Origin of the sequence: Citrobacter sp. SX206 (assembly GCF_024181025.1) — a bacterium.
GTDB lineage: Bacteria > Pseudomonadota > Gammaproteobacteria > Enterobacterales > Enterobacteriaceae > Citrobacter > Citrobacter youngae.
The window spans coordinates 1,608,828-1,628,782 of the sequence record NZ_CP049738.1 but is presented as its reverse complement, the minus strand read 5'-3'; the positions used below and the strand labels follow the sequence as shown (position 1 = coordinate 1,628,782).

Annotated in this window: 17 protein-coding genes and 1 pseudogene; 6 read left to right on the top strand and 12 right to left on the bottom strand. The window is 52.5% G+C overall.

Going from position 1 to position 19,955, the window contains the following annotated elements:
* Positions 1-70: 70 nt before the first annotated feature.
* On the top strand, positions 71-2,104 hold the full coding sequence (metG, locus tag G8S19_RS07800) for a methionine--tRNA ligase (RefSeq protein ID WP_101741581.1): 2,034 nt from the start codon (positions 71-73) through the stop codon (positions 2,102-2,104).
* Between the two features lie 115 nt (positions 2,105-2,219).
* Here the strand turns inward: metG and G8S19_RS07795 are convergent, their stop codons facing one another.
* From G8S19_RS07795 to G8S19_RS07785, 3 genes are read right to left on the bottom strand one after another with little or no spacing between them, the layout of a single operon-like run.
* Entirely contained in the window at positions 2,220-2,690 is a 471-nt protein-coding gene (locus G8S19_RS07795; protein WP_005129173.1) for a DUF1456 family protein, read from the bottom strand.
* A 46-nt stretch (positions 2,691-2,736) separates the two neighbouring features.
* Complete coding sequence (gene btsR / locus G8S19_RS07790) at positions 2,737-3,456, bottom strand: two-component system response regulator BtsR (RefSeq protein ID WP_005129174.1); 720 nt, start codon at positions 3,454-3,456, stop codon at positions 2,737-2,739.
* Complete coding sequence (locus tag G8S19_RS07785; RefSeq protein ID WP_061068154.1) at positions 3,453-5,138, bottom strand: sensor histidine kinase; 1,686 nt, start codon at positions 5,136-5,138, stop codon at positions 3,453-3,455. The genes btsR and G8S19_RS07785 overlap by 4 nt, the downstream gene beginning before the upstream one ends.
* Before the next feature lie 225 nt (positions 5,139-5,363).
* Here G8S19_RS07785 and mlrA point away from each other — a divergent pair, with 225 nt between their 5' ends.
* Together mlrA and G8S19_RS07775 are read left to right on the top strand one after the other, a co-directional pair.
* Complete coding sequence (mlrA, locus tag G8S19_RS07780) at positions 5,364-6,095, top strand: HTH-type transcriptional regulator MlrA (protein ID WP_253686412.1); 732 nt, start codon at positions 5,364-5,366, stop codon at positions 6,093-6,095.
* 51 nt (positions 6,096-6,146) lie between these two features.
* On the top strand, positions 6,147-6,254 hold the full coding sequence (locus tag G8S19_RS07775; protein WP_003027354.1) for a protein YohO: 108 nt from the start codon (positions 6,147-6,149) through the stop codon (positions 6,252-6,254).
* Here the strand turns inward: G8S19_RS07775 and G8S19_RS07770 are convergent.
* From G8S19_RS07770 to bglX, 5 genes are all read right to left on the bottom strand, one after another.
* Positions 6,235-6,966 (bottom strand): ABC transporter permease, encoded by a 732-nt coding sequence (locus tag G8S19_RS07770; RefSeq protein WP_101741579.1) that lies wholly within the window; start codon positions 6,964-6,966, stop codon positions 6,235-6,237. The two genes, G8S19_RS07775 and G8S19_RS07770, sit on opposite strands and share 20 nt — an antisense overlap.
* The gene (locus tag G8S19_RS07765; protein ID WP_086523389.1) at positions 6,950-7,897 is read right to left on the bottom strand and encodes an ABC transporter ATP-binding protein; all 948 of its coding nucleotides are present in this window, start codon (positions 7,895-7,897) and stop codon (positions 6,950-6,952) included. The genes G8S19_RS07770 and G8S19_RS07765 overlap by 17 nt, the downstream gene beginning before the upstream one ends.
* Positions 7,890-9,083, bottom strand: a complete 1,194-nt coding sequence (locus G8S19_RS07760) for an ABC transporter permease (RefSeq protein WP_048211183.1) — start codon at positions 9,081-9,083, stop codon at positions 7,890-7,892. Before G8S19_RS07760 ends, G8S19_RS07765 begins: the two co-directional genes overlap by 8 nt.
* The gene (locus tag G8S19_RS07755) at positions 9,071-9,988 is read right to left on the bottom strand and encodes an ABC transporter substrate-binding protein (RefSeq protein ID WP_048211182.1); all 918 of its coding nucleotides are present in this window, start codon (positions 9,986-9,988) and stop codon (positions 9,071-9,073) included. The genes G8S19_RS07760 and G8S19_RS07755 overlap by 13 nt, the downstream gene beginning before the upstream one ends.
* A 195-nt stretch (positions 9,989-10,183) precedes the next feature.
* On the bottom strand, positions 10,184-12,481 hold the full coding sequence (gene bglX / locus G8S19_RS07750; protein WP_253686410.1) for a beta-glucosidase BglX: 2,298 nt from the start codon (positions 12,479-12,481) through the stop codon (positions 10,184-10,186).
* A gap of 232 nt (positions 12,482-12,713) precedes the next feature.
* On the opposite strand from bglX, the gene dld reads away from it, so the two are divergent.
* Entirely contained in the window at positions 12,714-14,426 is a 1,713-nt protein-coding gene (dld, locus tag G8S19_RS07745; RefSeq protein ID WP_101741576.1) for a D-lactate dehydrogenase, read from the top strand.
* Between the two features lie 64 nt (positions 14,427-14,490).
* On the opposite strand, the gene pbpG is transcribed toward dld, so the two are convergent.
* Both pbpG and G8S19_RS07735 read right to left on the bottom strand, forming a co-directional pair.
* Complete coding sequence (gene pbpG, locus G8S19_RS07740; protein ID WP_048211180.1) at positions 14,491-15,438, bottom strand: D-alanyl-D-alanine endopeptidase; 948 nt, start codon at positions 15,436-15,438, stop codon at positions 14,491-14,493.
* 179 nt (positions 15,439-15,617) lie between these two features.
* Complete coding sequence (locus G8S19_RS07735; RefSeq protein ID WP_005129189.1) at positions 15,618-16,205, bottom strand: Yip1 family protein; 588 nt, start codon at positions 16,203-16,205, stop codon at positions 15,618-15,620.
* 162 nt (positions 16,206-16,367) lie between these two features.
* Here G8S19_RS07735 and G8S19_RS07730 point away from each other — a divergent pair, with 162 nt between their 5' ends.
* Positions 16,368-16,943: a DedA family protein gene (locus tag G8S19_RS07730; RefSeq protein ID WP_101741575.1), complete on the top strand. Its 576-nt coding sequence runs from the start codon at positions 16,368-16,370 to the stop codon at positions 16,941-16,943.
* Between the two features lie 30 nt (positions 16,944-16,973).
* On the opposite strand, the gene mdtQ is transcribed toward G8S19_RS07730, so the two are convergent.
* Positions 16,974-18,413 (bottom strand): multidrug resistance outer membrane protein MdtQ, encoded by a 1,440-nt coding sequence (gene mdtQ / locus G8S19_RS07725; RefSeq protein WP_048211178.1) that lies wholly within the window; start codon positions 18,411-18,413, stop codon positions 16,974-16,976.
* Between the two features lie 168 nt (positions 18,414-18,581).
* On the opposite strand from mdtQ, the pseudogene G8S19_RS07720 reads away from it, so the two are divergent.
* Positions 18,582-18,874: pseudogene (locus G8S19_RS07720) on the top strand (SAM-dependent methyltransferase); the annotation flags it as partial.
* Between the two features lie 59 nt (positions 18,875-18,933).
* On the opposite strand, the gene dusC reads toward G8S19_RS07720, so the two are convergent.
* Positions 18,934-19,878, bottom strand: a complete 945-nt coding sequence (gene dusC, locus G8S19_RS07715) for a tRNA dihydrouridine(16) synthase DusC (protein WP_048211177.1) — start codon at positions 19,876-19,878, stop codon at positions 18,934-18,936.
* Between the last annotated feature and the right edge of the window lie 77 nt (positions 19,879-19,955).

Sequence of the window (19,955 nt, the reverse complement as noted above, 5' to 3'; positions counted from 1 at the left end):
GCTTGGCGCAGTAATTACCATTTTGGTACTATCAAAGCCCTTTTCACTACAAAAGAAGTAATTGCCCACTATGACTCAAGTCGCGAAGAAAATTCTGGTAACGTGCGCGCTGCCGTACGCCAACGGCTCAATCCACCTCGGCCATATGCTGGAGCACATCCAGGCTGATGTCTGGGTCCGTTACCAGCGAATGCGCGGCCACCAGGTTAACTTCATCTGCGCGGACGACGCACACGGTACGCCAATCATGCTGAAAGCACAGCAGCTTGGGATCACGCCAGAGCAGATGATCGGTGAAATGAGTCAGGAGCATCAGACTGATTTTGCAGGTTTTGACATTAGCTATGACAACTACCACTCAACGCACAGCGAAGAGAACCGTGAGCTGTCTGAGCTGATTTACACACGCCTGAAGGAGAACGGTTTTATTAAGAACCGTACGATTTCCCAGCTTTACGACCCGGAAAAAGGTATGTTCCTGCCGGATCGTTTCGTTAAAGGCACCTGCCCGAAATGTAAGTCTCCGGATCAGTACGGCGATAACTGTGAAGTCTGCGGCGCAACCTACAGCCCGACTGAACTTATCGAGCCGAAATCCGTTGTGTCTGGCGCGACGCCGGTAATGCGTGACTCCGAGCACTTTTTCTTTGACCTGCCGTCGTTCAGCGAAATGTTGCAGGCGTGGACGCGCAGCGGCGCGTTGCAGGAGCAAGTGGCGAACAAAATGCAGGAGTGGTTTGAATCCGGCCTGCAGCAGTGGGATATTTCCCGCGATTCACCGTACTTCGGTTTTGAAATCCCGAACGCACCGGGCAAGTATTTCTACGTCTGGCTGGATGCGCCAATTGGCTACATGGGCTCGTTCAAAAACCTGTGCGACAAGCGCGGCGACACAACCAGCTTTGATGAGTACTGGAAGAAAGATTCCGACGCCGAGCTGTATCACTTCATCGGTAAGGATATCGTCTACTTCCACAGCCTGTTCTGGCCTGCCATGCTGGAAGGCAGTAATTTCCGTAAGCCGACTAACCTGTTCGTTCACGGGTATGTGACGGTAAACGGCGCGAAGATGTCCAAGTCTCGCGGTACCTTCATTAAAGCCAGCACCTGGCTGAAACACTTTGATGCCGACAGTTTGCGTTACTACTACACCGCGAAACTCTCTTCGCGCATTGATGATATCGACCTGAACCTGGAAGATTTTGTTCAGCGCGTTAACGCCGATATCGTCAACAAAGTAGTGAACCTGGCGTCGCGTAACGCGGGCTTTATTGCTAAGCGTTTTGACGGCATTCTGGCTGCTGAACTGGCCGATCCGGCACTGTACAAAACCTTTACCGACGCCGCAGCGGTAATTGGCGAAGCGTGGGAAAGCCGTGAATTCGGGAAAGCAATCCGCGAAATCATGGCGCTGGCCGACGTGGCGAACCGCTACGTTGACGAACAGGCACCGTGGGTCGTGGCTAAACAGGAAGGCCGTGACGCCGACCTGCAGGCAATTTGCTCCATGGGTATTAACCTGTTCCGCGTTCTGATGACGTACCTGAAACCGGTACTGCCGACGCTTGCTGAACGTGTTGAGGCATTCCTGAACAGCGACCTGTCCTGGGATGCCATTGAGCAACCGCTGCTCGGTCACAAGGTCAACACCTTTAAGGCGCTCTACAACCGTATCGACATGAAACAGGTAGAAGCGCTGGTGGAAGCCTCCAAAGAAGAAGTGAAAGCCGCAGCCGCACCGGTGACCGGCCCGCTGGCGGATGACCCTATCCAGGACACTATCACCTTTGACGATTTCGCCAAAGTTGATCTGCGCGTGGCGCTGATTGAAAACGCCGAGTTCGTGGAAGGTTCCGACAAACTGCTGCGCCTGACGCTGGATCTTGGCGGTGAGAAGCGTAACGTCTTCTCCGGTATTCGCTCCGCCTACCCGGATCCGCAAGCCCTGATTGGTCGCCAGACTATTATGGTGGCGAACCTGGCGCCGCGTAAGATGCGCTTCGGTATCTCTGAAGGGATGGTGATGGCAGCAGGCCCTGGCGGAAAAGACATCTTCCTGTTAAGCCCGGATGACGGTGCGAAACCTGGTCAGCAGGTGAAATAACAAAAAAGCCGGAGATTATCTCCGGCTTTTTTTTGTTTTTTTCCGGCTGTCGGCTTCGCCTTACCCGGCCTACAAATCCCGTAGGTCCTGCAAGCACCGCGCCGCTGGCCAAAAATCACGACTTCGCGTTATGTACTCGCGCAGTTAAACCGCGCAAGAAATAGCGCAAGAATTGATCGCCACATTCGCGATAGTTCTTATGGTCCGGTGCACGCATCATCGCGGTGATTTCCGGCATCGATACGCGAAATTTCTGTTCGGTCATGATGGCCAGAATATCATCAGTTTTCAGTGAAAACGCGATACGCAGTTTTTTCAGCACCGTATTGTTGTTAACACGACGTTCAATCGCCAGTTCCGGCGCAGAATCATCTTTGCCACGCAGATGATAGATAAGACCGTTCAGGAAACCGGAGAGAATGATATCCGGGCAGCGAACAAACCCGTCCTCATCTTCTTTTGTCATCCAGGTGTCGAAACCTGCTGAGGTGGATTCCATCTCAGCAAGCGCAAGAATGCGCACCATATCGTTATTGTTCGCTTTCAGGGTGTAGCGCAGGCTACGAAGAATATCGTTACTTAGCATAGAGCCTTCAACTGTCGGTGATGCAATAGCGCGCAGTGTACCAGTTTTACAGGCCAATCGCCTCTTTTAGACTTTTGAGGTACCGACGGCTCACCGGGACAGTCAGTCCGTTACGTAAAATCAGCTCAGCCTGACCGTTATCTTCCAGACGGATCTCCTGCAAATGGGCCATGTTGACCAGGTATTGTCGGTGGCAGCGCAGCAGCGGAGTACGGCTCTCCAGCGTTCTGAGCGTCAGCTCGGTGAATCCTTCTTTGCCATCGCTACTAGTCACATAAACGCCGCTCATCCGACTGCTGACAAACGCCACATCATCCATTTGCAGCAGATAGATTCGGCTATGACCGCTACATGGAATGAACTTAAGCGCCTGCTGATGTTCCGGCAGTAACGACACATCCTGCTTCGTGCGCTCCTGACGTAAACGGATCAGCGTTTTCTCCAGCCGCGTTTCTTCAATCGGCTTAAGCAGATAATCAAAGGCATGTTCTTCAAAGGCTTTCACTGCATATTCGTCAAAAGCGGTGAGAAAAACGATATACGGGCGATGCTCGGGATCCAGCATACCCACCATTTCCAGCCCGCTGATACGCGGCATCTGGATATCGAGGAACAGCACATCCGGGCGCAGCTTATGTACTGCACCAATGGCCTCTACCGCATTCGAACACTCTCCGACTATCTCGATGTCGCTTTGCTCCTGTAACAGGATCCGCAGGTTCTCCCGCGCTAACGGTTCATCATCGACAATCAGCACTTTGATCATGCCAGTTCCTCCAGGGGAAGTCGTAAAGTAATTCGGGTAAAGAGGTCAGGCTCACAGGCTACGCTGATGCCAAAATCATCGCCAAACCGTTCCCGCAGGCGTTTGTCCACCAGACTCATTCCAAGCCCGCTGGACTCAGTCGTGGGCTGATACAGTCCGGCATTATCTTCAATATCCAGCATCAGATACTGCCCTTCCTGACGAGCCGTGATAGAGACTTCTCCGGTATCAAGTAGCTGGGAAGTGCCATGCTTAATCGCATTCTCGACTATCGGTTGCAGAGTAAACGCAGGCAATTGCTGATACGCAAGCGCTTCCGGGACCGTTAAGGTCACCTGCAGACGGGACTGGAATCGTGCCTTTTCAATTTGCAGATAGGCATTTACGTGTTCAATTTCATCAGCCAGCGTCACAATTTCCGACGGTCGTTTTAAATTCTTACGAAAGAAAGTCGAGAGATATTGCACCAGTTGGCTGGCCTGTTCGCTGTCACGACGGATCACGGCTTTAATCGTATTCAACGCGTTAAACAGAAAATGGGGATTAACCTGAGCGTGCAGAAGTTTGATTTCTGACTGCGTCAGCATCGCTTTTTGTCGCTCATATTGTCCGGCCAGGATTTGCGCGGAAAGCAACTGAGCGATCCCTTCTCCCAGCGTGCGGTTAATTGAGCTAAAGAGACGGTTTTTAGCTTCATACAGTTTAATCGTCCCCATCACCCGCTGGTTTTCACCACGCAACGGGATCACCAGCGTCGACCCTAATTTGCATTGCGGATGCAATGAACAGCGATAAGGCACTTCATTACCATCGGCATACACGACTTCTCCGGTTTCAATCGCCCGTTGAGTATATGAAGAGGATATGGGCTTGCCTGGCAGGTGATGGTCATCACCAATGCCGGTAAACGCCAGTAGCTTCTCGCGGTCAGTAATCGCCACCGCACCGATATCCAACTCTTCATACAGCACCTGAGCGACCTTCATGCTGTTAACCTCGTTAAATCCCTGTCGCAGAATCCCCTCCGTAGAGGCGGCAACTTTTAGCGCAGTGGCAGAAAACGCCGAGGTGTATTTTTCAAACATCGCGCGTTTGTCGAGCAGAATACGCATAAACAACGCAGCGCCAACGGTATTGGTCACCATCATCGGCGCGGCAATGTTACTGACCAGGTGCAAGGCATCCTCAAAGGGACGCGCAATCAGCAAAATGATCAGCATCTGCACCAGCTCGGCGACAAAGGTAATCGCGCCCGCAGTCAGTGGACTAAACACTTTATCAGTACGGCCACGTCGGGTAAGGACACTATGTACCAGTCCCCCAAGCAGGCCTTCCACGATGGTCGAAATCATGCAACTGAGCGCCGTCATGCCCCCCATCGAATAGCGATGAAGACCGCCGGTCAGGCCAACCAGTCCCCCAACAACAGGACCGCCAAGCAGACCGCCCATCACCGCGCCGATGGCGCGAGTATTCGCAATGGAGTCTTCAATATGCAGCCCAAAGTAGGTGCCCATGATGCAAAAGATGGAGAAGGTGACGTAACACAGAAGTTTGTGCGGCAGTCGTATAGTGACCTGCATCAGCGGGATAAACAGGCGCGTCTTGCTCATTAGCCACGCGATAACGAGAAACACACACATCTGCTGAAGCAGCAGCAACACCAGATTAAACTCGTACATACCCGCCAACCACACATTTCTTAAAAGCGCGTAACATACATGGGCTGCGCGTAACTTTCTTTGAACTGTTGCAAAAAAACAGGAATTTGTGAGAACGATCACTCGAAAGCGCGAGTATGACGACAATCTCACCCTTCTTTTGATCAAAAAACAGACAAAACTACCTGGTTCGCAAAAGAGCGTCTAAAGTAAAACTGGGACCTCGCGAGCAAGAGTGAGACAACGATGGCGCTTTACACGATAGGTGAAGTGGCTTTGCTTTGTGATATCAACCCTGTCACTTTACGTGCATGGCAGAGGCGTTACGGATTACTAAAACCTCAGCGTACAGACGGGGGGCATCGCCTGTTTAACGATGCGGACATTGACAGGATCCGTGAGATAAAACGCTGGATAAATAATGGCGTTCAGGTCAGTAAAGTTAAAATGTTACTCAGCAATGAGAACATTGATGTGCATAACGGTTGGCGTGAGCAACAAGAAACGCTATTGAGCTATTTGCAAAGTAACAATTTGCACAGCCTCAGGTTGTGGATCAAAGAGCGTGGTCAGGATTACCCTGCGCAAACGCTCAATACGCATTTGTTCATTCCCTTACGCCGACGTCTGCAATGCCAGCAGCCCATTCTTCAGGCGCTATTGGGGATCCTTGACGGTGTGCTCATCAATTATATTGCGATTTGCCTTACCTCGGCGCGTAAAAAACAGGGTAAAGATGCCCTGGTAGTCGGCTGGAATATCCACGATACCACCCGCTTATGGCTGGAAGGCTGGGTTGCCAGCCAGCAAGGATGGCGTGTTGATGTACTGGCCCACTCGCTCAATCAGCTACGGCCCGAACTGTTTGAAGGACGCACCCTGCTCGTCTGGTGCGGAGAGAACCAAACCCCTGCACAACACCAACAACTGGATGAGTGGCGCGCGTTAGGTCACGATATTTATCCACTCGGTATTTAATATTTTATTAACAAACGTGTACAATCCTTGAATTCACATAAGGAGTACAAAATGAGCGCAGCTAAAATCGGTGTTATAACCCTCTTCCTGCTGATGGCCATCGGTGGTATCGGCGGCGTGATGCTGGCAGGTTATACCTTTATTTTACGTGCCGGGTAAGGTAGTACGCTAATCGCTCAAACCCGCGATCGACAATGACTGCGGCCAATGCGACCAGCAGCGCCCCCTGGATCACATAGGCGGTATTAAACCCGCTTAACCCGATAATAATCGGTGTTCCTAACGTATTCGCACCAACGGTAGAGGCAATCGTTGTGGTGCCAATATTAATAATCACTGACGTGCGAATCCCGGCCATAATAACCGGTGCCGCGAGCGGAAGTTCGATTTTGCGTAGCCGCTGCCCCTGACTCATGCCCATCCCGCTGGCGATATCTATTACGCTGGCAGAGATCCCTCCCAGCCCTGCCAGCGTTGCCTGTAAGATCGGTAACACCCCATACAGGATCAGCGCGATAATCGCAGGCTCCGGGCCAAACCCCATCACCGGTACGGCGATCGCCAGCACCGCAACCGGCGGAAAAGTTTGCCCCACGGCGGCAATGGTTTCCACTATCGGCCTGAATTCCGCGCCCCAGGATCGGGTTACCGCTACACCTGCCCCAACGCCAATAATGACAGCAATCAGGCTTGAAATGCCCACCAGCGTGAAATGCGCCAGCGCCAGTGCCATAAAGCTCTCTTGCTGATAAACAGGACGCGGCAATTGGGGAAACAACGCGCTGAACAGTGTCTGGCTGTGGGGCAATCCCACCAGCAACACCAGGAACAGCGCAATGAGCCACAGCAGAGGATCAAACAGATGTTTCACTGTGCGGTGTCTCCGAAAGCAGATCGTGAAAATGCAACGTACCACGGGCCACGCCATGGGCATTAACCACCGGCAACACATCACAGCCACGGGCGACAAAAACAGATAACGCATCACGTAACGTCATCTCGTCCACCAACGGCTCACCGGCCAACTGTTCACCACGACGGGTAAAATCTCCCACCGTGCGCAATGACAGCAGTCTTACACCCAGTTCACTGTGGCCAAAAAAGGTCCGCACGAAATCATTCACCGGAGCCGTCAACATCGACAGCGGCGTGCCCTGCTGCACCACCTGGCCCGCATCCATTAACACCAGGTGCTCCGCCAGTCTCAGCGCTTCATCGATATCATGCGTCACCAACACGATGGTACGACCCAACAGACGGTGGATACGCGTCATCTCCTGCTGTAGCGCACTGCGTGTTACCGGATCCAGCGCGCCAAAAGGTTCGTCCATCAGCAGGACCTGAGGGTCAGCCGCCAGCGCGCGTGCCACACCGACCCGCTGCTGTTGGCCGCCGGAAAGCTGATGCGGATAGCGGTGACGCAAATCCGCTTCCAACCCCAGCAACGCCATCAGTTCTTCTGTTCGGTCATCAATACGTGCACGTGACCACTTCTGCAGCTGTGGTACGGTGGCAATGTTCTGGGCGACAGTCCAGTGTGGAAATAAGCCAATCGACTGGATGGCATAGCCCATACGTCGTCTTAATTCCAGCACCGGCAGGCTACGGATCTCTTCCCCGGCAAAACGGATCTGCCCACTGTCATGCTCGACCAGCCGGTTGATCATTTTCAACGTGGTGGATTTCCCCGAACCGGAGGTCCCAATTAATACCGAAAAGCTCCCTTCGCCTAAATGCAGATTGAGATCGCTCACGGCCTGTTGCTGGTTATAGGTTTTATTGACATGGCTAAATTCAATCATCGTTTGTCACCTTCAGCAGCGCTAAGCCTAAATCAAACAGCGCATCAATCAGCACTGCCAGTACCACCACCGGAATCACGCCCAGTAGCACTAAATCAACGGCGCTACTGAGCAGTCCCTGAAAGACCAGCGCGCCAAATCCGCCAGCCCCAATCAATGCGGCAATGACCGCCATCCCCACCGTCTGTACCATCACCACCCGCAAGCTACGCAGGAAAACGGGTAGCGCTAACGGAAGCTGCACCGAAAGAAAACGCTGACGCGCGCTCATCCCCATCGCCCGCGCACTTTCCATCACATCACGCGGAACCTGATTCAGCCCGGCCACCACGCCACGAACCAGTGGCAATAAGGCATACAGCACCAGCGCAATCAGCGCCGGCGTCAGGCCCGTTCCCGCTACGCCGAGCGAGCTAAGCCACGGGAAATGCTTAACCAGTCCGGCAAGCGGCGCGATCAACAAACCAAACAACGCGACGGAGGGGATCGTCTGGATGATATTCAGCACAGCAAATATTGGCCCCTGACGCGAAGCAGAAAAGGTGCACCAGATGCCCAGCGGCACACCAATACACAGCGCAGGCACCACTGTACCGAACAGAATAGTCAGGTGCTGCGCCAGAGCATCATCAAAGACATCATGGCGGTTGGCATATTCTTTGAGCAGAGAAAGATCGTTAAGGGTGCCGGTCAGCAGCAGCGCCACTGGCACAATGACAATTTGCGCATGCAGCACCCAGCGCCACAGCGGCTGAGCGGTGATACGCCGAATGGCGTCACTGCCAGCCAGCAACAACACCCCTACCCCAAGCCAGAAACCGCTCCCCAGGCTGGTTCTGGCGACAGAAGTTCCCGTCTGAGCCAGATGCGTTGCCGTTTTCCCGGCCATAAACAACGCCGCTATCACCAGTAACTGGACAACAACCAGCGTCAATACACTGCCGGATTTACCGGGTATGAAGCATAGAACCACGAGCAGTAAAAGTGTCGCCGCCAGTCCCCACGCCATGTGGGGCCAGACCTCCCAGAGTTGGCGACCTTCACCGGAAACCAGACGATTAGGGGCATAACTGATGAAAGGAAGCGCGGCTGCGGCCACGGTCAGGACCACCAGCAGCAACAGCACCCGATTAACGGATATCTTCGACACAACACGCACCTGCTGCAAATCCGTTACTTCACCCATCCTTTTTGCTTCAGGTAATCTGCCGCGACTTTTTTCGCATCCAGCCCCTCAACGGCGATACTGGCGTTGAGCTGCTGCAGCGTTTTTTCATCCAGGCTGGCAAATACCGGCTGTAGCCATTCCCCCATTTGCGGGTAGTCTTTCAGCACCGACTCACGCACGACGGGCGCTGGCGCGTAAATCGGCTGAACCCCTTTAGGATCGCTTAATGTTTGCAGCCCCAGCGCGGCAACAGGGCCATCGGTTCCGTAAGCCATTGCGGCATTAACTCCGGAGGTCTGCTGCGCCGCAGCTTTAATTGTCACCGCAGTATCGCCCCCTGCCAGCGACAACAATTGGTTCTGATTGAGTTTGAAGTCATACGCTTTTTCAAATGCGGGCAGCGCGTCTGCACGCTCAATAAACTCAGCAGAGGCCGCCAGTTTGAACGTCCCCCCCTCTTTCAGGTAGCGGCCTAAATCCGCAAGAGAGACAAGTTTGTTTTTTTCAGCGATATCCTGACGTACTGCAATAGTCCAGGTATTGTTGGCTGGCGCAGGCGTTAGCCAAATCAGTTTATTTTGCTCAGCGTCCAGTTTTTTCACTTTGTCGAAACCGGCCTGCGCATTTTTCCACGCGGGGTCGTTTTCATCTTTAAAAAAGAATGCGCCATTGCCGGTATATTCCGGATAAATATCCAGTTCACCGGAAGTGATGGCCCCACGCACCACGGGCGTAGTGCCCAGTTGTACTTTATTGACAGTTTTCACGCCGTGGCTCTCAAGCACCTGCAAAATAATATTGCCGAGCAGCGCCCCTTCGGTATCAATTTTTGACCCCACAGTGACGGGTGACGCGGCCTGTAAAGGCAAGCTTATCGTGGCCAGTAACGCCAGCGAACCCACCCATACCTTTGAGATTATCATGCTGCTCTCCTCATCCTTTTGCTGCCCTTTTCAGAGACTTGAGGAAAAAGCATAGTCGAAAAATCAGGGCTTAACCTGGCAATTGGGGAGTAAGAGAGGGATTTGTTAACCGTAACGTGATGAGAAATAAGAAGCAGACGCGACGCATACGCCTAAAGATAAAGGCCGGAAACCCGGCCTTTATTCGCTAATCAATTACAGCAGCTCAAATTCGCCCTGCTTCACTCTGGCAGAATCCACGCCGATAAAGACGTTAAACTTGCCCGGTTCAGCATCGTATTTCATCTGCTGGTTCCAGAACTTCAGCGCGTCAATATCAATGGGGAAGCTGACGGTCTGGGTTTCACCTGGCTTGAGGTTCACTTTCTCAAAACCTTTCAGCTGTTTGACCGGACGACTCATTGAAGCGGTCACATCCTGCAAATACATCTGAATAACCGTTGCACCTTCGCGCTTGCCGGTGTTGGTCACCTGCACGCTGGCCGTCACGGTCCCGTCACGCTTCATCGTTGGGGAGGAGAGCTTCACATCAGAAACCGTGAACGTGGTGTAGCTCAGACCATAGCCAAAGGGATACAACGGGCCATTCGCTTCATCAAAGTAGCGCGACGTATATTTGTTCGGCTTATCGGCGTTATACGGGCGACCAGTATTAAGATGGCTGTAATAGACCGGGATCTGCCCCACCGATCGCGGGAAAGACATCGGCAGTTTACCTGACGGGTTGTAATCACCAAACAGTACATCGGCGATGGCGTTACCGCCTTCCGTCCCGGCAAACCAGGTTTCGAGGATCGCATCGGCCTGTTGATCTTCTTTAACCAACGCCAGCGGACGACCGTTCATCAGCACCAGCACCAGTGGTTTACCGGTTGCTTTCAGCGCGGCAATCAGGTCACGCTGACTCTGTGGAATAGTGATATCGGTGCGGCTGGAAGCTTCATGCGCCATACCCTGCGCTTCGCCGACTACCGCAACCACCACGTCAGACTGCTTCGCTGCGTTCACGGCTTCATCGATCATCGCCTGCGGCGAGCGCGGGTCAACCTTCACCGCCTCTTCATACAGATTGAGGAAATCGACAATGCCTTTGTCGTTGGTGATATTCGCCCCTTTGGCGTACAGCACTTTGCCCTTATCACCGACGGCATTTTTAATCCCAGTCAGTACCGTTACCGACTGATCGGCAACACCGGCAGCGGACCAACTGCCCATCACATCACGCTTGCTGTCGGCCAACGGACCGACGACTGCCACGGTGGCTGTTTTTTTCAGTGGCAATGTTTCCAGGCGGTTTTTCAGCAATACCAGACTTTCACGCGCCACGTCACGCGCCTCTTTGCGATGCAAACGGCTTTCCGCGTTGGTGTCCTGTGGGTCAGAGTCTTTCGCCCCCAGGTGGCTGTACGGGTCATTAAACAGCCCCATATCATATTTTACATTCAGTACATGACGCGCGGCATCATCGAGTTCCGCCATCGTAACCTTGCCCGACTTAATCAACCCCGGCAGATACTTACTGTAGTATTCATCGCTCATGCTCATGTTAATACCGGACGTGATCGCCACGCGCACAGCATCTTCGGGGTCGGACGCGGTACCGTGCTTAATCAATTCTTTAATTGCGCCGTGATCGGAAACCGTTATGCCTTTAAAGCCCCACTTATCGCGCAGCACATCTTTGAGCAGCCAGGCATCAGAGGTGGCGGGCGTCCCATTCAATGAATTAAGCCCCACCATCACCGCACCGCTACCGGCATCCAATCCGGCCTTGTATGGCGGCATATAGTCGTTGAATAAACGCTGCGGACTCATATCCACAGTGTTGTACTCTTTTCCGCCCTCAACGGCGCCATAAGCAGCGAAGTGCTTGACGCTGGTCATCACTGAATACCTGTCGGCCGGGCTTTTCCCCTGCATCGCTTCCACCATGGTTTTGCCCATGATGGCGGTCAAATACGTATCTTCACCAAAACCTTCGGATGCACGGCCCCAACGCGGATCGCGAGAGACATCGACCATCGGCGCCCAGGTCATATTCAGACCATCGTCTGCGGCTTCATACGCAGAAATACGGCCAACGGTTCTGACCGCATCGAGATTAAAAGAGGACGCCAGGCCGAGACTTATCGGGAACACAGTACGTTGACCGTGCAATACGTCGTAGGCAAAAAAGAGAGGAATTTTCAGGCGGCTAAGTTCCATCACCTGATCCTGCATCTTACGGATATCCTGGCGCGTGACGGTGTTAAAAATCGCCCCAACCTGTCCATCTTTGATCATTTCACGGATGGCTTCTTTCGGGTTATCAGGTCCGACGCTTATCAACCGCAATTGCCCGATTTTCTCATCCACGGTCATCTGTTTGAGTAAATCGGTCACAAACGCATCCCGCGCTTCAGGCGTCAGTGGATGGTTACCAAACAAGGTGTCCGCCAGCGCTGGTTGCAACGCCAGGCCCACAGCGACACCTACAGAACATAGCCATTTCATGTTGATTCTCTCTTAATTTCTACCCGACGAGGCAGCGAAAATATAACAAAAACCGCAGCTTGCCGTAAGCCTAAACGGGAGTGGGGAAGAAAGCTAAGGATATTCTCTGAATTTTCAAAACCAGCATGAATCAGTGGGATACAACACAGAGACAATGCGAATGAGAAAGCGTATTGTCATACATAGCGCTATGCTTGTTCCTGATATTGAGTCCCACCACAAGGAGTGGAGAATGTCTTCCATTACAACAATTGATAATAAAGCGTTTCTGACTGAATTGACCCGACTGGTCGGCCATTCACACCTGCTCACCGAACCGGCCAAAACTGCCCGTTATCGTAAAGGCTTCCGCTCGGGCCAGGGCGATGCGCTCGCCGTCGTATTCCCTGGCTCGCTATTAGAGCTGTGGCGTGTCCTCAACGCCTGCGTCTCGGCTGACAAAATAATCCTGATGCAAGCCGCCAATACCGGTCTGACCGAAGGCTCTACGCCTAGCGGCAATGATTACGATCGCGACATCGTTATCATCAGCACTCTGCGCCTCGATAAGCTGCACGTCATCGGCAACGGTGAACAGGTGCTGGCTTATCCCGGTACGACACTTTATTCGCTGGAAAAGGCGCTCAAACCTTTTGGCCGTGAACCGCATTCGGTGATCGGCTCTTCCTGTATCGGTGCTTCCGTGATCGGCGGTATCTGCAACAACTCTGGCGGATCGCTGGTGCAACGTGGTCCGGCATACACAGAAATGTCGCTCTTTGCACGCATTGACGAACAAGGTAAATTGCAGCTGGTCAACCATCTGGGTATCGAGCTGGGTCAGACTCCGGAGCAGATCCTGAGCAAACTTGATGACGAGCGGATCAAAGATGATGATGTCCAGCACGATGGGCGTCATGCACACGATCATGATTACGTCACCCGCGTCAGAGATATTGAGGCCGATACACCGGCACGCTATAACGCAGACCCTGAGCGTTTGTTTGAATCTTCTGGTTGCGCCGGAAAGCTTGCGGTGTTCGCCGTGCGCCTGGATACCTTTGAGGCTGAGAAAAACCAGCAGGTATTTTATATCGGTACCAACCAGCCAGAAGTGCTGACAGAAATCCGTCGTCATATTCTGGCCAAATTTGAACATCTGCCGGTCGCGGGTGAATATATGCACCGCGATATCTATGACATCGCCGAAACCTATGGCAAAGATACGTTTCTGATGATCGACAAACTCGGCACTGACAAAATGCCGTTTTTCTTTACGCTGAAAGGCCGCACCGATGCGATGCTGGAAAAAGTGAAAATTTTCCGCCCGCACTTTACCGACCGGGCGATGCAGAAGTTTGGCCATTTATTCCCCAGCCATTTACCGGCACGGATGAAAAGCTGGCGTGATAAATACGAACATCACCTGCTGTTAAAAATGGCCGGTGGCGGTGTAGCTGAAGCACAAAGCTGGCTGACTGAGTTTTTCAAAACTGCCGAAGGTGATTTCTTTGCCTGTACGCCGGAAGAAGGTAGCAAGGCATTTTTGCACCGCTTCGCAGCGGCGGGCGCGGCCATTCGATATCAGGCCGTCCATGCGGATGAAGTGGAAGATATTCTGGCGCTGGATATTGCGCTGCGTCGTAACGATACCGAATGGTATGAGCACCTGCCGCCGGAAATAGACAGCAAACTGGTGCACAAACTCTATTACGGCCACTTTATGTGCTATGTCTTCCATCAGGATTACATCGTGAAGAAAGGTGTGGATGCTCACGAACTGAAAGAGCAAATGCTAGTGTTACTGCGTGAGCGCGGGGCACAATATCCTGCAGAACATAACGTGGGGCATCTGTATAAAGCACCTGAAACATTGACGCGTTTTTATCGCGAAAACGACCCGACCAACAGTATGAATCCAGGTATTGGCAAAACCAGTAAGCAGAAGTACTGGAAAGAATCGTAGGCCCGATAAGCGTAAGCGCCATCGGGCACGTTGCCGGGGGCGCTTCGCTTGCCCGGCCTACGGTTTAATCGTTTTGCGCGGTTTGCTCACCTGTCGCTGAACCCGCTGCCGCCATCTGTGCGGCTTTTTGCTTTTTATAGCTCAGCGCCGCGGCCGGAACAGGCATCACCTTGCCGGTTTCGATCCAGGTGCGTAAACGACTGGCATCAGCAAAGTGGGTATATTTGCCAAAGGCATCCATGACCACCAGCGCTACCGGCTTGTTATTAATAACCGTACGCATCACCAGGCAGTGACCAGCGGCATTAGTAAACCCAGTTTTGGTGAGCTGAATGTTCCAGTTATCACGGTACACCAGATGGTTGGTGTTACGGAACGGCAACGTATAAGCCGGATTAGCAAAGGTCGCCATGTCTTCACGCGTCGTACTCAACTGACCAATCAGCGGATACTGCTTGCTGGCAATCAGCAGTTTAGTTAAATCACGCGCCGTCGAGACGTTATGAATCGATAACCCGGTCGGTTCCACAAAGCGCGTCTGGGTCATTCCCAACGACTTCGCCTTCGCATTCATCGCCTTGATAAATGCGTTATAACCGCCCGGATAGTGGTGCGCCAGGCTTGCCGCTGCGCGGTTTTCTGAGGACATCAGCGCCAGTAGCAGCATATTCTTACGACTGATCTCACTGTTCAGACGCACACGAGAGTAGATGCCTTTCATTTCCGGCGTCTGACTGATGTCAACTTTCAGTTTTTCATCCAGCGGCAGTCGTGCATCAAGCACCACCATCGCCGTCATTAATTTGGTAATCGACGCAATCGGACGCACGAGGTCCGGGTGGTTCGAATAGATAACTTTGTTGGTATTCAGATCAACAATCATCGCACTACCAGAAGCAATCTCAGGTTGAGATGCCGCTGCAGTAGTCGCCGTTTTCGCTACGGCTTGGGGTGCAAAAGGAACAGCCAGCACCAGGGCAAGACTTAATAATGAAACTCGGAATTTCAGCATGATGAGGTTTCTGATAATGGTTCACGCACGTCACAACGCACACCGCCTGAAATAAGGATTATCTCAGGCTAGCTCTGGCATCATAGCGATCCGGCAGGTTTGCCGCTACAGAAGAATCATCTCGAAATGCTGCGTTGCTGACTTTTACGCCAACAACGCAGCACAGACAGGTTGTACGCCTAGAACAATCGGTACCCGTAACCCCACAGGATCACCGTAATCGCCAGCAGAACCTCCAGCACCAGCACGCCAATCGCCAGCGTTGAACTGGAAAAGCTCAGCCCTTCTTCTTTAGTGATATTCAGGAACGTTGGAATACCGAGATAGAGTAAATAGCCGGTGTAAAACAGCGCGATGGTTCCCACGAGCGCACACAGCCAGACCAGCGGATACAGCGCCACCAGCCCGCTTAAAAACAGCGGCGTGGCAACATATCCGGCAAAGACCATACAATGCGCCAGCGACGGGCGTCGCGAGTAATTACGCGCCATCCACCAGATAACTCTGCCCATGATGGCCACACCCGCCAGCATCACGCCGTAAAACAGAATTGCCATCGCAAATCCGGTAAACAGGGATAACTTCAGTATATTGCCGTCGCCAAAATTCCAGCCAATTTGCGTGGTGCCAATAAACGCACAAATCACCGGGATTGCCGCCATCAGCAGTACATGGTGGGTATAGTGATGCGAAACACTTTCGTTTTCGCTGTTGATCACGTGCATTTCACGATCGGGATGGGAAAACAGCCCCCAGACATGGTTCATACCGCCCCCTTCTTGTCAGCTCCGGACCTCAACACTTCAAGTATAATTCAGCTTTTGATTATTTTATGTACACATGAAAAATACCGATACGCTGAGTTGCTGCTTTTCCGGCATGAACTATTCACTGGGTGTATGCTATGGAGCGTGGAGGTCATACAACGTATGGATATAACGCATTATGTTGAGCAATACGGCTATGCGGCGCTGATTATTGGCAGCCTTGCCGAAGGCGAAACCATTACCTTGCTAGGCGGTGTTGCTGCGCATCAGGGAATTCTTAAATTTCCGCTGGTGGTACTCTCCGTCGCGTTGGGTGGGATGATTGGCGATCAGTTACTCTTTTTACTTGGGCGTCGTTATGGCGGCAAAATCTTACGTCGTTTCTCGCGTCATCGGGCAAAAATCCACTACGCGCAGAAGATGATCCAACGGCGTCCCTACCTGTTTGTGGTCGGCACGCGCTTTATGTACGGTTTTCGCGTCATTGGCCCGTTGCTGATTGGGGCCAGCCACCTGCCACCGAAGATTTTCATCCCACTGAATATCCTGGGGGCGTTTGTCTGGGCATTGCTGTTTACCACGCTCGGCTATGTGGGCGGTGAAGTGATTGCCCCATGGTTGCATAGCCTCGACCAGCATATTAAACATGGGGTGTGGTTGGTTCTGGTTATCGGCGTTGTAGTGGCTGCCCGCTGGTGGATGAAACGGCGAAGTAAACGCAAAGAACACGCAAATTGACCCGACAGAGGCTTCTGCCGGGTCAGACTATCAGGAGGCGCGGTAACCGCCGCCCAGTGCGCTGGTCAGCTGTATAGAAGCATCCAGCCACTGTCCCTGTAGAACCAGACCATTAAGCTGTTCGCGTAATGCCGGAATTTTGGCCTCGCTAACCCGGGAACCTGCAATGATACCGGCGCTATATCGTGCCTGCGCAAGCCCCACGACGCGCTGTGCGTCATGTTCAATTTGCTGCTGATGCTGGTTCTTCTGCGCCAGCGTTTCTACCTGTGATGCCGCACGCGCCACGTCATTCACCGCATCGACCACTGCCTTGTTGTAATTTGCCACCGTCAGGTTACTCTGCGCTTTCGTGATATCGAGATTCGCATTCAGTCTGCCGCTATCAAAAATAGGCAGCGTCAGTCCAGCCGTCACGCCCATCTGCTGTGCGGAATGGCGGAATAAATCGCTCAGATGCAGCGCATCCTGCTGTAAAAACGCCATCAGGTTAACGTCCGGATAGAATGCCGCTTTTGCCGCATCAATGCTGCTCAGCGATGACTCGATGTACCAATGCGCGGCCTGTAAATCAGGGCGGCGGGCCAGCAGCGAATAACCAAGCTGTGACGGTAGCTGGCTTTCTACCGCCGGTAGCGTCGTTGCTTTAAGCTTCATGACGGAAGATTGCGAGTTGGTCAGTGCGCTCAGCCGCGCCTCTATCACCTTCATTTTGCCGCTGACATCGTTCAGCTGCTGCTCCGTTTTACTGGAATCGATATCCGTTTCAACACCTTCGACAGAAGAGGTAATCCCGTTTTGATACAGTTGACGATCGACGGTGATGACGTTCTGTTGCTCGGTTTTAATCTGCGTCAGCACGGTTTTAAGCGCCGCCTGTGTCTGCCACTCCCAGTACAAACGCGATACGCCGCTCGCCAGTAGCTGGCGAGTTTGCTCACGTTCAGCCTCACGCGCTTTCACCTCGCCAATACGCGCCGCCACTTCAGCCCGGTTTTTACCCCACAGATCCAGGTTCCAGCCTGCGGTTAAACCAAAGGTTCCATTGGTGTACCACGGCCCGGTCGTGCCTGCAGCAGGATCGGTAATGGCAAATGGTCCCATTAAACCTTCTGCCGACATTCTTTGACGTTCAACGTCTGCGGAAAAATCAACTTCTGGACCATCCTGCGCCTTAACCGCTTTAGCCTGCGCTTCTGCCAGTTGAATGCGCTGTTCTGCTACCTGCATGTCTGGAGAATTCTTAAGGGTGCTGTCAATCAACGCATTCAGCTGTGGATCGTGATACGCCTTCCACCATTGGCTGTCCGGCCAACCATTTTTTAATGCCGCGGGCAACGCGGAGTCAACGTTCACAGCGGGCGTCTGCTGTGACAGCGATTGACGATTGTCATGCATAGGTGCACAACCGACCATCAAAATAAGCAGCGGCAAACATGCCGTTGCAACAAGAACAGAGTTACGATTCATGGGAATATACAGGTAAGAAAAGATGCACAGAGAGTACGACTTATCGCATTCTCTTTTTTAGTTACGCGTGGCAATACATCTTTTGAAATAAAATCACATAGTAAAGAAACATATACATGGTAAATGGTTCTGTCAAAATAATTCCAATAAATTATAAATGGAGGCGTAATGTCACAAAATATCTATGATGACCCGACATTCTTTGCCGGATATGCCACGCTGGATCGTTCAGTAAAGGGACTCGACGGCGCACCAGAGTGGCCAACAATACAAGCCATGTTCCCTCCCCTACAGGGAAAAAATATTCTTGATTTAGCTCACTGGCACTGCATTATTTGCACGATATAGAACGATTATTGCAAACCATTTACCAATCATTAATACCGTGCGGAATGCTGGTTTTCTCCGCTGAACATCCTATTTATACCGCGCCGCTCAGCCAGGGGTGGATTAAAGATAAAACCAGGTTTGGATGAATGGGGTCCATCGGTTGAACAAATTGCCGCCATCCGGCAATAAATCAGGCAACACTTGTGATGGCCTGAATCGCGCGTGCAATATCCGGTGAATTATTCAAAGCCCGAATTTCCTGAAACAGTTCTGTCGCTTCAACATATTCTTTACGAAGATAGCCCAGCCACTGTTTGATACGCGCCACATGATACAGCCCGGTATCACCTTGTTTTTCCAGTCGGGTATATTTTTGCAGTAACGTCACGACTTCAGGCCATGGCATACGCGGTTCATTATATTTCACCACGCGACTCAAATTCGGGATATTAAGCGCACCGCGCCCGATCATGACGGCATCGCATCCGCTGATGGCCATACAGTCCTGTGCGCTTTGCCAGTCCCAGATCTCACCATTCGCGATAACCGGGATATTGAGACGCTGGCGAATCTCGCCAATGGCCTGCCAGTTAATGTACTCGGCCTTATAGCCCTGTTCTTTGGTTCGACCGTGTACCACCAACTCGCTGGCACCGGCCTGCTGGACGGCATCAGCAATTTCGAATTGCCTGTCACTGCTGTCCCAGCCCAGACGCACTTTTACCGTCACCGGTAAATGGGCCGGAACCGCATCACGCATGGCCTTAGCGCCACGGTAAATCAGCTCAGGGTCCTTCAGTAACGTTGCGCCGCCGCCGCTGCCATTCACCAGTTTCGACGGGCATCCACAATTTAGATCGACGCCATACGAACCCAGCTCAACCGCGCGGGCTGCATTTTCTGCCAGCCACTGCGGATACTGCCCCAGCAGTTGTATACGCACCGGCGTACCGGATGTCGTGCGGCTGGCGTTAAGCAGTTCAGGGCAAATGCGGTGAAAGACTTTTACCGGCAGTAGTTGATCTACCACGCGAACAAATTCGGTGATACAGAGATCATAATCATTTACTTCAGTCAGCAGCTCGCGCACCAGTGAGTCGAGCACGCCTTCCATCGGCGCCAGTAAAACACGCATATTGTTACCCGCAAAAAAGAGAGGCGCTATGGTAACGTCTCTATGCAGGAGATTAAAGCGTCTCAGCGCCGGGCACA

Coding starts and splice junctions, on each gene's coding strand:
- G8S19_RS07735 (WP_005129189.1), bottom strand. CDS start 16,205: ATGAACCATGTCTGGGGGCTGTTTTCCCATCCCGATCGTGAAATGCAC.
- mlrA (WP_253686412.1), top strand. CDS start 5,364: ATGGCGCTTTACACGATAGGTGAAGTGGCTTTGCTTTGTGATATCAAC.
- G8S19_RS07755 (WP_048211182.1), bottom strand. CDS start 9,988: ATGATAATCTCAAAGGTATGGGTGGGTTCGCTGGCGTTACTGGCCACG.
- G8S19_RS07775 (WP_003027354.1), top strand. CDS start 6,147: ATGAGCGCAGCTAAAATCGGTGTTATAACCCTCTTCCTGCTGATGGCC.
- G8S19_RS07785 (WP_061068154.1), bottom strand. CDS start 5,138: ATGTACGAGTTTAATCTGGTGTTGCTGCTGCTTCAGCAGATGTGTGTG.
- G8S19_RS07795 (WP_005129173.1), bottom strand. CDS start 2,690: ATGCTAAGTAACGATATTCTTCGTAGCCTGCGCTACACCCTGAAAGCG.
- mdtQ (WP_048211178.1), bottom strand. CDS start 18,413: ATGAATCGTAACTCTGTTCTTGTTGCAACGGCATGTTTGCCGCTGCTT.
- dusC (WP_048211177.1), bottom strand. CDS start 19,878: ATGCGTGTTTTACTGGCGCCGATGGAAGGCGTGCTCGACTCACTGGTG.
- G8S19_RS07730 (WP_101741575.1), top strand. CDS start 16,368: ATGGATATAACGCATTATGTTGAGCAATACGGCTATGCGGCGCTGATT.
- dld (WP_101741576.1), top strand. CDS start 12,714: ATGTCTTCCATTACAACAATTGATAATAAAGCGTTTCTGACTGAATTG.
- btsR (WP_005129174.1), bottom strand. CDS start 3,456: ATGATCAAAGTGCTGATTGTCGATGATGAACCGTTAGCGCGGGAGAAC.
- metG (WP_101741581.1), top strand. CDS start 71: ATGACTCAAGTCGCGAAGAAAATTCTGGTAACGTGCGCGCTGCCGTAC.
- bglX (WP_253686410.1), bottom strand. CDS start 12,481: ATGAAATGGCTATGTTCTGTAGGTGTCGCTGTGGGCCTGGCGTTGCAA.
- pbpG (WP_048211180.1), bottom strand. CDS start 15,438: ATGCTGAAATTCCGAGTTTCATTATTAAGTCTTGCCCTGGTGCTGGCT.
- G8S19_RS07765 (WP_086523389.1), bottom strand. CDS start 7,897: ATGATTGAATTTAGCCATGTCAATAAAACCTATAACCAGCAACAGGCC.
- G8S19_RS07760 (WP_048211183.1), bottom strand. CDS start 9,083: ATGGGTGAAGTAACGGATTTGCAGCAGGTGCGTGTTGTGTCGAAGATA.